General features: G+C 59.6%; 16 protein-coding genes. 7 read left to right on the forward strand and 9 right to left on the reverse strand.

The window, feature by feature from the left end; genetic code table 11:
• Window positions 1-228: 228 nt before the first annotated feature.
• The gene (locus tag GWQ29_RS15175; RefSeq protein WP_059168904.1) at window positions 229-1,482 is read right to left on the reverse strand and encodes a phospholipase D family protein; all 1,254 of its coding nucleotides are present in this window, start codon (window positions 1,480-1,482) and stop codon (window positions 229-231) included.
• A 78-nt stretch (window positions 1,483-1,560) separates the two neighbouring features.
• Between GWQ29_RS15175 and GWQ29_RS15180 the strand changes: the two genes are divergently transcribed.
• Window positions 1,561-1,707 carry a hypothetical protein gene (locus GWQ29_RS15180; protein WP_005316451.1) on the forward strand — a complete coding sequence of 49 codons (147 nt, stop codon included), beginning with the start codon at window positions 1,561-1,563 and terminating at the stop codon, window positions 1,705-1,707.
• 24 nt (window positions 1,708-1,731) lie between these two features.
• On the opposite strand, the gene GWQ29_RS15185 is transcribed toward GWQ29_RS15180, so the two are convergent.
• The 3 genes from GWQ29_RS15185 to tatA all read right to left on the reverse strand — a co-directional run bounded on the left by GWQ29_RS15185 (window position 1,732) and on the right by tatA (window position 3,859).
• Entirely contained in the window at window positions 1,732-3,153 is a 1,422-nt protein-coding gene (locus GWQ29_RS15185) for a lytic transglycosylase F (RefSeq protein ID WP_275919767.1), read from the reverse strand.
• A gap of 227 nt (window positions 3,154-3,380) precedes the next feature.
• A complete protein-coding gene (locus tag GWQ29_RS15190; RefSeq protein ID WP_005316458.1) occupies window positions 3,381-3,683 on the reverse strand; it encodes a YfcZ/YiiS family protein in 303 nt (100 codons plus the stop codon).
• A 14-nt stretch (window positions 3,684-3,697) separates the two neighbouring features.
• Window positions 3,698-3,859 (reverse strand): twin-arginine translocase TatA/TatE family subunit, encoded by a 162-nt coding sequence (gene tatA, locus GWQ29_RS15195; protein ID WP_111589336.1) that lies wholly within the window; start codon window positions 3,857-3,859, stop codon window positions 3,698-3,700.
• 272 nt (window positions 3,860-4,131) lie between these two features.
• Between tatA and GWQ29_RS15200 the strand changes: the two genes are divergently transcribed.
• Window positions 4,132-5,100 carry a LysR substrate-binding domain-containing protein gene (locus GWQ29_RS15200; RefSeq protein WP_275919768.1) on the forward strand — a complete coding sequence of 323 codons (969 nt, stop codon included), beginning with the start codon at window positions 4,132-4,134 and terminating at the stop codon, window positions 5,098-5,100.
• A gap of 110 nt (window positions 5,101-5,210) precedes the next feature.
• Here the strand turns inward: GWQ29_RS15200 and GWQ29_RS15205 are convergent, their stop codons facing one another.
• Together GWQ29_RS15205 and GWQ29_RS15210 are read right to left on the reverse strand one after the other, a co-directional pair.
• Window positions 5,211-5,810, reverse strand: a complete 600-nt coding sequence (locus tag GWQ29_RS15205; protein ID WP_005316467.1) for a YhgN family NAAT transporter — start codon at window positions 5,808-5,810, stop codon at window positions 5,211-5,213.
• Between the two features lie 110 nt (window positions 5,811-5,920).
• Window positions 5,921-6,166, reverse strand: a complete 246-nt coding sequence (locus GWQ29_RS15210) for a YecH family metal-binding protein (protein WP_275919769.1) — start codon at window positions 6,164-6,166, stop codon at window positions 5,921-5,923.
• A gap of 208 nt (window positions 6,167-6,374) precedes the next feature.
• On the opposite strand from GWQ29_RS15210, the gene GWQ29_RS15215 reads away from it, so the two are divergent.
• Complete coding sequence (locus GWQ29_RS15215; protein WP_017412345.1) at window positions 6,375-7,658, forward strand: dicarboxylate/amino acid:cation symporter; 1,284 nt, start codon at window positions 6,375-6,377, stop codon at window positions 7,656-7,658.
• Between the two features lie 14 nt (window positions 7,659-7,672).
• Here GWQ29_RS15215 and GWQ29_RS15220 read toward each other — a convergent pair whose 3' ends face one another.
• A complete protein-coding gene (locus tag GWQ29_RS15220) occupies window positions 7,673-7,987 on the reverse strand; it encodes a DUF2007 domain-containing protein (RefSeq protein ID WP_042467471.1) in 315 nt (104 codons plus the stop codon).
• Between the two features lie 122 nt (window positions 7,988-8,109).
• On the opposite strand from GWQ29_RS15220, the gene GWQ29_RS15225 reads away from it, so the two are divergent.
• On the forward strand, window positions 8,110-9,057 hold the full coding sequence (locus GWQ29_RS15225) for an IS481 family transposase (protein WP_275919770.1): 948 nt from the start codon (window positions 8,110-8,112) through the stop codon (window positions 9,055-9,057).
• An 80-nt stretch (window positions 9,058-9,137) separates the two neighbouring features.
• Here the strand turns inward: GWQ29_RS15225 and GWQ29_RS15230 are convergent, their stop codons facing one another.
• Window positions 9,138-10,040, reverse strand: a complete 903-nt coding sequence (locus GWQ29_RS15230) for a LysR family transcriptional regulator (RefSeq protein ID WP_275919771.1) — start codon at window positions 10,038-10,040, stop codon at window positions 9,138-9,140.
• A 96-nt stretch (window positions 10,041-10,136) separates the two neighbouring features.
• On the opposite strand from GWQ29_RS15230, the gene GWQ29_RS15235 reads away from it, so the two are divergent.
• Window positions 10,137-11,189: an HlyD family secretion protein gene (locus GWQ29_RS15235; protein WP_275919772.1), complete on the forward strand. Its 1,053-nt coding sequence runs from the start codon at window positions 10,137-10,139 to the stop codon at window positions 11,187-11,189.
• Window positions 11,189-12,742 carry a DHA2 family efflux MFS transporter permease subunit gene (locus GWQ29_RS15240; protein ID WP_021140163.1) on the forward strand — a complete coding sequence of 518 codons (1,554 nt, stop codon included), beginning with the start codon at window positions 11,189-11,191 and terminating at the stop codon, window positions 12,740-12,742. The genes GWQ29_RS15235 and GWQ29_RS15240 overlap by 1 nt, the downstream gene beginning before the upstream one ends.
• Window positions 12,743-12,835: 93 nt before the next feature.
• Here GWQ29_RS15240 and GWQ29_RS15245 read toward each other — a convergent pair whose 3' ends face one another.
• A complete protein-coding gene (locus GWQ29_RS15245; protein ID WP_005316484.1) occupies window positions 12,836-13,462 on the reverse strand; it encodes a lysoplasmalogenase in 627 nt (208 codons plus the stop codon).
• 174 nt (window positions 13,463-13,636) lie between these two features.
• Between GWQ29_RS15245 and GWQ29_RS15250 the strand changes: the two genes are divergently transcribed.
• Window positions 13,637-13,789, forward strand: coding sequence for a hypothetical protein (locus tag GWQ29_RS15250; protein WP_005316486.1), 153 nt, complete (start codon window positions 13,637-13,639; stop codon window positions 13,787-13,789).
• Window positions 13,790-13,914: the final 125 nt, after the last annotated feature.

The raw sequence follows: 13,914 nt of genomic DNA on the forward strand, positions 1-13,914 counted from the left end.
CCACACGATGGACGAGCCGCCGTGTTTGTCCTTGCGATTGAAATATTACGCACTTAAATAAAATAAAAAACCGTTTTATTCAGTCTGCCATGCAAGCGACAGTGCGCTACCAGGATTCCTACACAAGAACAATCTGATTAAAAACAATACGATAAAATAGAATATCGCCTTTGGATGGCAAACGTTATCCTCTAAGGCGCACAAGGCTTTACGAGATCTCGCACACGCTCACAACCAGCGCTGCAAGGGCAACCAGTCACTCATTTTCGCCAACAGCCGGCGCAGGGTTGAGTGAGGCGCAGCCACTGAATGAGCAGACAGCTGCTGCCAGTGCGTCAGCCACTGCTGCAGCTCGGCGCAGAGCGCTGGGCACTCGAGATGCAACATCAATTCGGTGTTGAGCATCAGGGATCGAGGATCCAGATTGAAGCTGCCAAGCAGCGCCTCCCCGTCCCCGATCAGGATCAACTTGGCATGCAGGCTGAGGGTATCCCCCTCCAGCTCGGACAGCGCTATCCCCTGCCGGATCATCCAGGGACGATGACGCCGGTAAGCACCATACACCAGGGGTACATCCGTACTGGCCAGGGAGTTGGTGAGGATCTCGATATTCACCCCAGCCTGGCGCTGCTGCCTGAGCCGACGGCGCAACCCTCGGGTCAGGATCAGGTAAGGACTCACCAACTTCAGGGAGCCCGCGTTGTCAGCCAGCTTGCGCCAGAGCAGGGGCGCCGTGGTCGGTCGCGACACCAGCCCCTTGCCGGGTCGGTCGAACCACACCTCGGCCCGCCCCTGATGCCAGGTCAGGGAGACGGGATCGGCTTCGAACAGACTGGCAGGCAGGTCGTAGACTGCGGCAACGTGCGGATCTGTCATTGTGAGCAGGAAGTCGTTCACCACTGTCACCTCGGCCCGCTGCAGGGGACGGCGCAACAGGCGGCGGATCGGGTGACTCCAGCGGCTGCGCCAGAATTGGTCGAAGCCCTGTTCTGCCTGCTGACAGACAGGGCCGCGGCAGGCGAGGTCCAGATCAACGAATCGGGGTGTACCGCCCAGCCCGAAGTAGCGGTCACCAATGTTGCGGCCACCGATCACTGCCTGGCTGCCATCCACCAGCAGCAACTTGTTGTGCATGCGGTGATTGATGCGGCGAAAGCTGAGCAGCCCCTCCAGCAGCAGGGTCAGCGGACGCCAGCCCCGCAACCAGAACGGATTGAACAGCCGTACTTCTATGCCGGGCTGACGCGCGACTATCTCCAGAAAACGGTTGTCACCGGCATAAAGGTCGTCAATGAGCAGCTGTACCCGCACCCCGCGCCGGGCTGCGTGCAGCAACTCGGACAGCAACAGCTTGCCGCTGCTGTCCTCTTCCCAGCTGTAGTACTGGGCCTGGATCCGGCTGCGGGCGTTACGGATCAGCTGGCAACGCACCTTGAGTGCCAGTTCGGGCTGGTCGATCAGTGCAAACTCACCCGGGATCATTGCGTCATCTGCTTGTCATGGAGGAATGGCATAACGCTGGCTACAGGCCTCGTTGGAATGTGGATAAAGGAATTTACCATGGAACTCAGTGATCGCCCTGCCATCAGCTATCGACCGCAAGCAAGCCAGCCGGATCCCTCCCCGACCGGTCAGCTGACACCCTGGTATCTGCAACACAGGGATCAGGGCTGGGAACCCTTTTCTTCTCCCGAGCAGCCCCACTGAAGATCCCCCTGACCGGTGGGGTGATCAGGGCTGGGCCGCCTCTATGGCGGCCGCCTTGCCCTCCAGTTGTGGCAGGCTGAAACGATAGGCCACATAGTACTTGTAGATGGTGCTGACGTAGTTGATGGGGCCCTGCCCCACCTCGTTGGCCACCAGCTGCTCCACGTTGCCAAACCAGACGTTGGGATCCAGCCCGGCGGCTTGCGCCTTGGCCCTGAGTGCCTGTACCCGGTTCGGTCCGGCATTATAGGCAGCCAGTGCAAACAGGTGGCGATTGAGCTGATCCAGCGCAGGATCGTTGAAATAGGTGTCCAGGATCAGCCGCAGATAGCGGCAAGCCGCCTCTACATTGCCCTCCAGACTGGCTAACCTGGCGCCACGTATGCCCACCTCGCTGCCGGTACTCGGCAACAGCTGCATGATCCCCACGGCCCCACGTACCGAGCGCGCGCCGGTATTGAGCCCAGACTCCTTGTAGGCCAGTGCCGCCAGCATCAGCCAGTCCAGTTGATACTTGTCGGCATACTGCTCAAGCACCTTGCGGATGGTCGAGAGCCGCCCCATGGGATCGGGTGCCAGAATATTGCTCATCTGGTCGCTGCGCACCAGCAGCTGGCGCAATGTCATGTCGTTGTAGAGGGAGTGCTTGCCCGTATCGACCAGGTAACCGTTGACCGCCTTGAGCAGCTCGGGGCTGTTTTTACGCAGGGCCCAGGCACTGCGGCCATTATCCCGCAGCGGGATCAGCTTGTGGGCCCTGAGGCCGCTGATCATCCCAAGCCAGATGCGCCCCTTGAAGCTGTCAGTCACTGTGAGGGGGATAATACCTGCCGCCACCATCTCCAGCAGATCCACATCCTGCAGGTATTCGGGGACCGTCTCGATATAGATGGGGGGAAGCCCCAGCTCTCGAAACAGCCAGTTGAGCTGGCGCAGACTCTCGTAATAACTGGAGCTGGCCCGCACCCAGACGCGCCGGCCGGAAAGCTGGGTGATACGGTTGAACGTCGGCAGAGCCTGCTGACTCACGATCCACTCTTCGATGGGGGTGATCACCGGATTGGAGAAGGCCACCTGCTCACGCCGGGTCGGGGTCACCGTCATGTTGGCCGCCACCAGATCGCCACGCCCCTCGGTGAGGTAGTCCAGCAGCTTGTCCTGGCGCACCGGTATGTAGATGATCTTGAGCTTGATCTGCTCCCTGGCGAGGTAGGTCTGGTTCAGCCAGCGCTCGAAACCCTGCAGCTGATTGACCAGAATGCCGTGCTGGGCGCCTTTATCGAGAAAAAAGAAACCCCGCTCATAGACCACCAGGGCCCTGAGTTCTTTCTTTTGCAGTATATGTTCGAGATCCCCGGGTTGGGGCAAGCGCTGTGGCTTGAGGTCCGCCGCCAGCAGAGGAAGACACCAGAGGGCCAGCAGGCCCCAGATCCATCGCTGCATCATGATGTAATCGCCTTCTGTGGACCAGGTAGCACCGGATTGTTGGTCAGCAGGATAAGTCGTTATAGAAGGTGGGATTTACGGCAGAGATCTCGCCGCGTCATCATGTGTACGCCTTCTGTTGGCCGACTCCCGCCGGGCAAACCGTCTGTGGGATAACTAACTATAGAACGCAGACCCACAGCAGAAGGGTCAACACGGCAGGCGAACCCGCCGTGTCATTACCGGGCTCAGATAGAGCGGGCGCGCAGCTCGAAAATCAGCTTTTCGGCGGTGCAGGTGAATTGCAACCGGGCCTTCAGGATCACGCCGCTGGCACCCTGGCTCAGCTCGCTGCTGATCATGGCTTCGGCAGTCACCTGCTTGGCCAGCGCTTCATAGGCCGCCAGCTTGGCGCGGGCATCAGCTTCTGTTGCAGCTTCGATCACCAGCTCCATCAGATCGTCACCTTCACCAATGATGGTGCCGATCTCGGCAAAACAGCCGCAGCTGTCGCATGTTTCGTTCAATTCAACTTTCTCGTCTACAGACATACTTCCACTCCTACTTATTTCGGATGATTGGCATCGTCACGCAAGGCGTTACGAAAATCCCTGATGGCGGTGCCCAGATCCTCACCGGCGCCGGCCAGGCGTTTGCTGCCAAACACCACGAGCACCACCACGAGCAGGATCAACAAATGCCAGATATGAATTCCACCGAGTCCCATCGGGATACTCCTGACTGATAGATACGCTTTGTTTGTATCAAAAGAAGGCGCAAGGATTGTTGGGCAAAATCAAGACAGGTGCAAGTTTGCAAATAAATCACCAAAAAAATACGGCGACCCAGGGTCGCCGTATGAATTGATGCTACTTGTCCCCTCAACCGCTACATCCTGTACCAGCCGCCATGAAGGCGAGAGACGAACCGAGCATAGGGTCGCCAAGATATGAAAACAAATGGTATAAATTCATCTAAGAATTGAAAGGGATTCATATCATGTTGTTGGAACAGCTGGGGCGTATCGACCTCAATCTATTGATTATCCTGCAAGTTTTACTGGAAGAGCGGAATGGTAGCCGGGCCGCCCGTCGCCTGCATCTGAGCCAGTCTGCCGTCAGCAAGGCCCTGGGGCGCCTGCGGGAAACCTTCGATGATCCCCTGTTCGTGCGCTCCGCCTACGGGCTGGAACCCACGGCCCGCGCTCTGGTGCTGCAACAGCAACTGCAACCCATACTGCTGTCCCTGGACAACCTGATCCAGCCGCCGGATTTCGATCCGGCCAGCACAGAGCGGGAGTTTGTGATCGCCAGCATGGACAGCGCCTTCACCCTGTTTGCCCCGCTCTATTTGAGCGAGCTGAAACGGCAGGCACCGGGAATACGGCTGCGCTACGAAGAGTGGACCGAGAACAGCCTGACCGAGATGAGCCAGGGCCAGGTGGATATTGCCTTCACGGTGCGGGAGAACTGCATCAGCTCGGATTTTCGGCTCGATACCCTGCCCAACGCCATTTGCCAACGGCTGCTCGCCATCGATGATCTCACCTGTCTGGTGCAGCACGATCACCCTGCCCTGCACGAACCCGAATGGAACCTCGCCCGCTACCTGGCCTATCCCCATGTGCAGACCTATTGCGAGGGACGGGATCGCTGGATGCTGGATCACAAGCTGGCGGGGATGGATCTCTACCGCCGGATAGAGGCAACCGTGCCCTCGTTCGAGGCCGCGCTGCGGATGGGCATGCACTCGGACATGATAGTGACCCTATCCAGACTCTATGCACGCCATGCCACCCAGGTCTATCCGCTGGTGCCGCTGCCGCTGCCCATTGCACTCGACAGCATCTCCCACCTGCTCATCTGGCATCAACGCCACGAAGAAGACCCGGGCCACCGCTGGCTGCGGGAAACACTGCTCGCCCTCATCATGAGCAAGCTGGAACCCTCGGCAACCGAGCCGTCCTGACTATCAGCGCCGAGCAAGAGAACGCCCGGCCTTCCTCATCATGAGTGAGCCGGATACCGCTGCCAACGACTGGCCTGATTATCTGTGTTGGCAAGGGGAGAGCCTGACCGTCAACCCTGACCCGTTACCGCCAGATAGTGGTGCACGCCGTCCAGCAGCATCTGCACCGCAATCATTACCAGCAGCATGCCCATCAGCCGCTCCACGGCTGTGAGTCCTCGCTCACCCAGCAGCTTGTTGAATACCTCGTAGAACATCAGGATTACTGCGCTGGCACCCCAGGCCATCAGCAGGGCCAGCGACCAATCCGTCATCCGGGTCGGCTCCTGGTTTGCCAGCAACAACAGGGAGGCAAGAATGGAAGGACCGGCAATCATGGGGATGGCCATGGGCACCAGGAAGGGTTCCTCGCCCGCCGCCAGCCCGGTCACCCCACCCTCGCTCGGGAAGATCATCTTGATGGCGATGAGAAACAAGATGATGCCCCCTGCGATACTCACCGCTTCCTGGCGCAAATTGAGGAAATTGAGGATCTGCTGACCGGCAAACAGGAAGGCCATCATGATGGCCAGCGAAAACAACAGCTCCCGCATCATCACCTTGCGCCGTCGCTTGGGATCGATATGACGCAGGATCGACAGGAAGACCGGCAGGTTACCCAGCGGATCCATGATCAGAAACAACATGACGGCAGCGGAGAAAGTGTCCATACGATTCCAGGGCAATGCCCGGGCCAAGCCTTCGGCAGAGAAAAACAGGAGGAAATACTAACAAAGGGACAGAGATTCGGCGAGCACCAAGGACGTGCCCGCCGTGAAGGTCAACCGTGGTTGCAGATCTTGTCGGCGTGGGTCTGGAAACCCTGCGCTGATTCGATGAACTTGCCGCGCTGTGCCAGGAAGGCGATCAGCGCCTCGGCATCCATCTCACTCGCGCTGCAGGTATGAAAACGGGCATCGGCACCGAAGTGCTCATCGATCGCCTGCTTGAGGTTGGCACGGGTAAATTGCCCCCCTTGTGCCAGCATCATCTCCATCACCTCGTGACCGTGTACCGATTGAGTCATAGCAAACCTCATTAATAAACATATTTAATGCCTATTAAATCCTGCGCCGAAGGGAGTGACCTTGATATAGGCCAATAAATTGCCGATTTCCCTCATAGCACGCTGGTCGTGAGTACCGCTTTGTCGATAATGTGGCAACCTGACAAGGGGATGGCTACACTAACGCCCCTTTTTGCCATCGCAGACAGAATATAAGGACATTGGCGTCATGCTGTTCCATGGATTGGCTTTCAAGCCCTGGCGGATCTGGACCCGCCGTCCCCTCTGGTTGAAGACCCTGATCGGCATGTTGACGGGGATCGGGCTGGGACTCGGCTTCAGTGAACAGGCGTTGCAGCTCAAGCCCCTTGGCGTCCTGTTCGTCAACACCATACAGATGCTGATGGTGCCGCTCATCTTCTGTTCTGTCATCGCCGGCCTCACCTCCCTGCTCAAGGGCAAGAGCCTGGATCGGATCGGCAGCAAGGCCATAGGCCTCTATCTCTTTTCCACCGCCATCGCCATCTGCATCGGTCTGATGATGGGCTGGCTGCTGGAACCCGGCATGGGCGCCAACATGGGGCCCTATGAGCGGGTCGGCATGGCGGAACAGCCAACCCTGGCCAGCGTGCTGAGCCATCTGGTACCACGCAACCCTGTGCAGGCCATGGTGGATGGCAAGATACTGCAGGTGATCGTTTTTGCGGTCGCACTCGCCCTCGCCCTCAACGCCACAGGCCGACGCGGTCGCCCCGCCATCCTCTTCTTTACCTCGCTGGCAGAGGGCATGTTCAAGCTGACCCAGATGGTCATGGCACTGGCGCCCTACGGTGTCTGCGCCCTGATGGCCTGGATGACGGGCAAATACGGGGTGAGTCTGCTATTGCCGCTGCTCAAGGTGATCGGCGCCGTCTATCTCGGCTGCCTGCTCCATGTGCTTGGCGTCTATAGCAGCCTGCTCATCCTGCTGGCGCGGCTCAATCCGCTGCACTACTTCAAGAGCATCGTCGATGCCCAGGCTGTGGCCTTCACCAGCAGCTCCAGCAGCAGCACACTGCCCATCAGTCTGGCCTGCGCCGAGAAGCGGCTCGGGGTCTCACCCGCCATCACCGCCAAGGTGCTGCCCATCGGCGCCACCATCAATATGGACGGCACCGCCCTCTACCAGGGAGTCACAGCCCTGTTCGTGGCCCAGGCATTTGGCGTGGATCTGCACATGGTGGATTACCTGACCATCATCAGCATCGCCACCCTGGCCAGTATCGGTACCGCAGGCACACCGGGCACAGGGCTCATGTTGCTGACCCTGACGCTCACTGCGGTAGGGTTGCCGCTGGAAGGGGTAGCCCTCATCGCCGGGATCGACAGAATCCTCGACATGGCGCGTACCACGGTCAACGTGTCCGGCGATATTCTGGTGTCAGTGCTGATTGCTCGCAGCGAGAAGGAACTGGATCTGGCGACCTATCACGACGCCAGCGCAGGAGATGATATCGACTTCACCCTGCGCTGAGGCAGGGTGAGGGATTAACTATCGTGGGGATCGTGATGACAGCGCCAGCAGACCTCAAAGTTGGCGCCGTTTTCCTCCCCGCACTGACCGCAGAGCCAGCCATTGCCCTGGCGCTGCTGATAACGTTCGATGACCCGTCCTGCCTTGCTGCGATCCTGCTCGCGCACCATCAGGGTCACCTGCAATAGATCCACCGGCAGCTCGCCCAGCGCCCCCGACAGGGCCTCGCCGTTGAGTCGCACCAGTACCCCTTCCACTTCCAGCGCCCCTTTCAGGGCATGGGCCTCCAGCGAATGGGAAGCCCGATAAAGATTGATCCATTGATCCATGCCTTCCCCCTGCAACCGCTTGTTGATGCCATATCTAGCTGTGATCTCTCTGTAGGTTGTTCACTCGGGGCATTCCCGGAAAACTGGAGGCGCCAACCAAACCAATCATCCGAGGTGCCCCAGTGAACAACCATAAAAATGCCCGATTAACCGTCTTTGGTCGACAGCTTCTTGTCCAACGTATCATTGAGCAGGGCCTGCGCGTTGAAGAGGCCGCTCACGCTGCCGGCGTCAGTACCCGCACCGCTTACAAGTGGCTCACTCGATATCGCCAGGAGGGGCCTGATGGCTTGTACAATCGCTCTTCTCAACCTGCATCCTGCCCTCATGCCATTGATGACCTGCGCCAACAGCGGATTATCGAACTGCGCAAACAGCGACAAACCTATCGGCACATCAGCCAATCTCTGGGCATAGGGCACAGTACTGTCGCCCGTATCCTGCAACGAAGGGGACTGAATCGACTGGCTAATCTGGAACCTGCCCCTCCAGTACAACGCTATGAACATGAGAAACCGGGTGACTTGCTGCATCTGGACATCAAAAAGTTGGGGCGCTTCCGTCGTCCCGGCCATCGGGTGACTGGTGACCGCCGCCAGGATTCCCGTGGCGCTGGATGGGAGTATGCGCATGTGGCGATTGATGACCATTCCCGTGTGGCCTTCAGCGCCCTGCTGCCTGATGAAACGGGACGCAGTGCCTGCCTGGCGCTGTTACAGGCACTTCGCTACTACGCCGGGCTCGGCATTCGCTTCCGTCGGCTACTCACTGACAATGGCGCCTGTTATCGGTCGAAACGCTTCCAGAAGCTGTGTCGTCGCTTGGGACTCAAGCACCTGCGCACCAAACCTTACACACCCCAAACCAATGGCAAAGCAGAGCGCTTCATTCAGACAGCGCTGCGTGAATGGGCGTATGCACGGAGCTATGACTCGTCAGCGCAACGGGCAGAACACCTGCAACCGTGGCTGCATGAGTACAACTGGCATCGTCCTCATGCAAGTCTGGGCTACCAGCCCCCCATCAGCCGTCTTCAATCTGTGAACAACCTGGTGGGTTTACACAGCTAGCTGGCACCATGCCCCTCTTCCATCCTCGGGATCGAACCTGGATCCCATGATCCACTCTTCCCCGTCCCCTGACCTGCCTGTCACAGCAAGTTGTCTATCCCGTAATCAGCCCCCTGCGCCACCATAAAATCGATAAAGGTCCGCAACTTGCGCGGCATCAGCCGCCGCTCCGGGAACAACAGATAAATCGGCACCTTGGGCTGCTGCCACTCGGGCAGCAGGGGCACCAGGGCGCCGCTGGCAAGCTCCTCATGGCAAAGCATGGCGGGCAGGGAGGCGAGCCCGAGCCCCGCCTTCGCTGCCTCTCTGGCACAGGTTATATTATTAACCCTAAAGCGGGAGGGAGGGTCAACCAGCACCTCTCTTCCATCCAGCTCGAAGCACCAGTGCGAAGCCAGAAACCCGCTGCTCACCGCCACCCTTTCATGGCGCACCAGATCCTCGGGATGAGTGATGGCCGGACTGCGGGCCAGATAATCCGGGCTGGCACACAGCAGTCGCTCAGTGCTCCACAGCCGCCGCGCCGCCAGGTTGGAATCACTCATGTCGCCGATGCGCACTATGGCGTCCAGCCCCTCATTGATGGGATCCACTATGCGATTGGTCAGCTCCAGCTCCACCTGCAGCCCCGGATAAACTTGCAGAAATTTGGCCACCAGCCGACCCACCACCAGCTGCCCCGTCTCGATGGGTACCGCCAGCTTGAGAATGCCGGTCACCTCCTGCTGGCTGGCGCTCACCATCAGCTCGGCCTGAGCCAGCTCATCCACTGCCTTGCTGCAGCGCAGATAGTATTGCTCACCGGCCTCGGTCAGGGTGAGCTGACGGGTTGAGCGGTAAAGCAGTCGTACGCCGAGGCGCTGCTCCAGCTCGGCGATGCGGCGACTCACGGTCGCCTTGGTCATGCCCAGATCCTGGGCTGCTCCAGTAAAGGAACCCTTGTCGACGATCCGCACCAGGATCAAGGCAGCGTTCAGATCCATTGTTGCACCAGTGAAACTGTATATCTCATTAATGGATACTAATCGAAACAGTTGGCCAGTGTTAGCCTGCGCTCCTTAAGTTCAGGAATCCCCAAAATGAGCCAACACAAGAAAATCCCCCTGCTGGCCGCCATGGTGCTGGCCCTGCTCGGCCTGCTGTTCGCCGGTTACTGGTATCTGCATGGCCGCTATTTCGAGAGTACCGACAACGCCTACCTGCAGAGCGAAGTGACCGGGATCGGATCCAAGCTGCCCGGCTACATCAGTGAGGTGCTGGTCACCGACAACCAGGCAGTGAAGGCCGGTCAGCTGATCGCCCGACTGGACGATCGGGAGTACAAGACCAGGGTGGCCGAGGCCGAGGCCGACCTGCACCTCAATCAGGCAACCGCCGAGAATCTGGCCGCGACCCGGACCCAGCAACTGAGCCTGATCCGTCAGGCCGAGGCCAAGGTCGCCTCCGCCAATGCCGAGCAGGTGCGCGCCAGACAACAGGTGCAAAGGGTCAGCCAGCTCAACCAGCGCCATTACAGCTCGCAAGACAGCCTGGATGAAGTGCGGGCCGGATTGCAGGTCAATCAGGCGCAGGAACAGGAAGCCAGGGCCGCCCTGCAAGCCGCCCGTGAACGTCTGTTGGTGCTGGATGCCGAGGCCAAGCAGAATCAGGCCAGGCTGGCATTGAGCGAGGCGCAGCTGGAACAGGCCAGACTGGAGCTGAGCTATACCGAGCTGCGGGCACCGGCTGACGGCATCATTGGCAAGCGCAGCCTGCGGGCAGGGCTCTACGTTCAGTCCGGCATGCAGGTCGCCAGTCTGGTGCCGCTGCAACAAGTGTGGGTCGAGGCCAATTTCAAGGAGACCCAGCTGCACCATATGCAACCGGGCCAGAAGGTCAAAGTGATCCTTGACGCCTATCCGGATCAACCGGTCGAGGGGATCATCGACAGCCTGGCCCCCGCCACCGGCGCCAGATTCGCCCTGTTGCCACCGGAGAATGCCACCGGCAACTTCACCAAGATAGTGCAGCGGGTACCGGTCAAGATCCGCATCCCCGAGCCGGGTGCCCTGGCAGGCAAGCTGCTGCCGGGCCTCTCCACCGAGGTGATAGTGGATACCCGTGCCCCTGCCGCCCTGGTGGCAGCCAACTGATGGAACCCATTCCACGTCGCAACTGGATCGCCGTCATGGGGGGCCTCATTGGCGCCTTCATGGCCATCCTCGACATCCAGATCACCAACGCCTCTCTGAAGGATATTCAGGGTGCCCTGTCGGCCACCCTGAGCGAGAGCTCCTGGATATCCACCTCCTATCTGGTGGCGGAGATGATCGCCATCCCCCTGAGCGGCTGGCTGAGTCGGGGTCTGAGCGTGCGTCGTTACCTGTTGTGGACCACGGGGGCCTTTATCGTCGCCTCCGTGCTCTGCTCGTTCAGCTGGAACCTCACCAGCATGATCGTCTTCCGGGCGCTGCAGGGTTTCACCGGCGGGGCGCTCATTCCCATGGCCTTCTCCCTCATCGTCAGCCTGCTGCCACTGCACAAGCGAGCGACCGGCATGGCACTGTTCGGCCTCTGTGCCACCTTCGCTCCCGCCATAGGCCCGACTTTGGGCGGCTGGCTGACGGAGCAGCTCTCCTGGCACTACATCTTCTACCTGAACGTGCCACCGGGACTGCTGGTGATGGCCATGCTGGCCCATGGGCTGGACAAGAAGCCGGTGGACTGGACCGTGATCAAGCAGGTGGATCTCATCGGCATCATCACAATGGCGATGGGACTGGGTCTGCTGGAAGTGGTGCTGGAAGAGGGCAACAGAGAGGACTGGTTTGGCTCGAGCTTCATAGTGCGGCTCACCGTCATCTCTGTGGTGGCCCTGGTGTTCTTCGTCATCAGCCAGCTGCTCAGACGCCATCCGCTGGTCAACCTGCGGCTGCTGCACAACCCGCGCTTCGCGCTGGCCTGCTTCGCCTATCTGGTGCTCGGCATGGCGCTGATGGGCTCCATCTATGTGCTGCCGCTCTACATGGCGCAGATCCACAACTACAACGCGCTGGAAATCGGTGAGGTGCTGATGTGGATGGGGCTGCCCCAACTGCTGGTGTTGCCGCTGGTGCCCAAGCTGACCCACAAGATAGACCCGCGCTATCTGGTGAGCTTCGGTTTTCTGGTATTTGCCATCAGCTGCTTCATGAACATGAACATGAGTGCCGACTACGCCGGTCCCCAGCTTATCCAGTCGCTGATAGTGCGGGCCCTGGGTCAACCCTTCATCATGGTGCCGCTCTCTCTGGTGGCGACAGCCAGCCTGAGTCACGACGAGATCCCCTCCTCCTCGACCCTGCTCAACGTGCTGCGCAACCTGGGGGGTGCCTTTGGCATCGCCATCATAGCGACCCTGATCGACAACGACACCCGCGTCCATGTCAGCCAGATCAGCAGCACGCTGGCCGCCAGCAGCATAGAGGGGCAAAGCTACCTGCTGCAGCTGGCCCGGAGCATGATGGCGCAGGGCTCGGGTCCCGAGCTGGCCCAACAGCAGGCCCAGGCCATGCTGTCGAACACCATCAGCCGCGAGGCTGCCATCATGGCTTACAACCAGGTGTTCTACGTGATGGGGATCTTCCTGCTCATCGCCAGCGCCCTGATGCTGCTGCTCAAGCAGCCAGCCCCCAGAGCGGCCGATGCCGAACCGCTCGAGGCATAGCCAAGGCGTAAAAACAGACACAAAGAATGGGCCAACAGGCCCATTTTTCTTGCCGGTGATCAGCTGCAAGTGACGAAAGAGACCCGCACCTCTTCACCCCGCCAGGGAGGCGGCGATCAGAAACTGGGCCGCGAAGTAGCTGCTCATGATCCAGGCCGTGGCATGAGGAAAGGGACGCCGGAATCTGTCCAGCGCCAGCATGCTGTCGGAAAAGAGGAACATCAGTGCCCCCACCAGGGCGGCGGCACTGCCCGCAGTCAAGGAGGCGTGCCAGGCACCGGCGGCCACCCAGGCCATGCCGATGATCACCAGCATGTAGCAGAAGACGGGGATCTTCATCTCCCCCAACCGGCCCCACAGCAGGCCGAATACCATTCCAGCCACCAGCAGCAGCAAGAGACCATCCACCAGGTTCAACACTAGGGGTCCCTGGGCAAAGCCGACTATGTAGCAGAGGTGTGCGACAAAAAACGCCGCCAGGCCCTGAATGAAGCGATCCCTTGGCAACATCAGCAGCACGTCCCCGGCCAGCGACAGGCAGAGCCCGAGCAGGATCCAAGCGTGTGAGCCGTCATGGTCATCGCTCTGATAGCCAAACGCCAGCGCTATGATGAACAACATGGTTAGCGGCTTGCTGATATAGAACTGACGGGAGTCTGAGCCGTAGGCCGCACGAATGTGCCACCAGCCCGATGCGATGATCAAGAAACTCAATAACATGCCCTGCTCCTCACGTGTTGCTCGCAGTCATACGGCAACATCTTCTGACTGGCAGCAGAGTAGCAAATTCCCTCGGCCAGTGGCAGGGGAGCTCAGCAAATGAGCAGTCTACGCCTAAAGTCTAATTGCCCGCCGGCCCTGGTCAGGGCATAAGGAAGGGTCTGGAGGATCACCATGGAAGACGAAATGAAAAACTATCTGCCCGCTATCGATATCATGATGTGCCATCTGGGGATCAGCTTCGAGCAGGCCTGCGAACAGCTTGGACTCAGTCCGCAAGAACAGCAGGCGCTGGATCAGTTGCAACAGCAGGCTCAGTCAAACTAGCCCGCCCTCACGATGTGCCGTCTGGGGCTAGCATGCGAGCTGCCGGGCCTCAGTCCACTGGCACAACAGACCCAGAGCCTGCTGCAGGAACAGGCTCCGCAAGAATAATCCCCGATTGGGAAAAT

Origin of the sequence: Aeromonas sp. 2HA2 (assembly GCF_029237345.1) — a bacterium.
Lineage (GTDB): Bacteria > Pseudomonadota > Gammaproteobacteria > Enterobacterales > Aeromonadaceae > Aeromonas > Aeromonas salmonicida.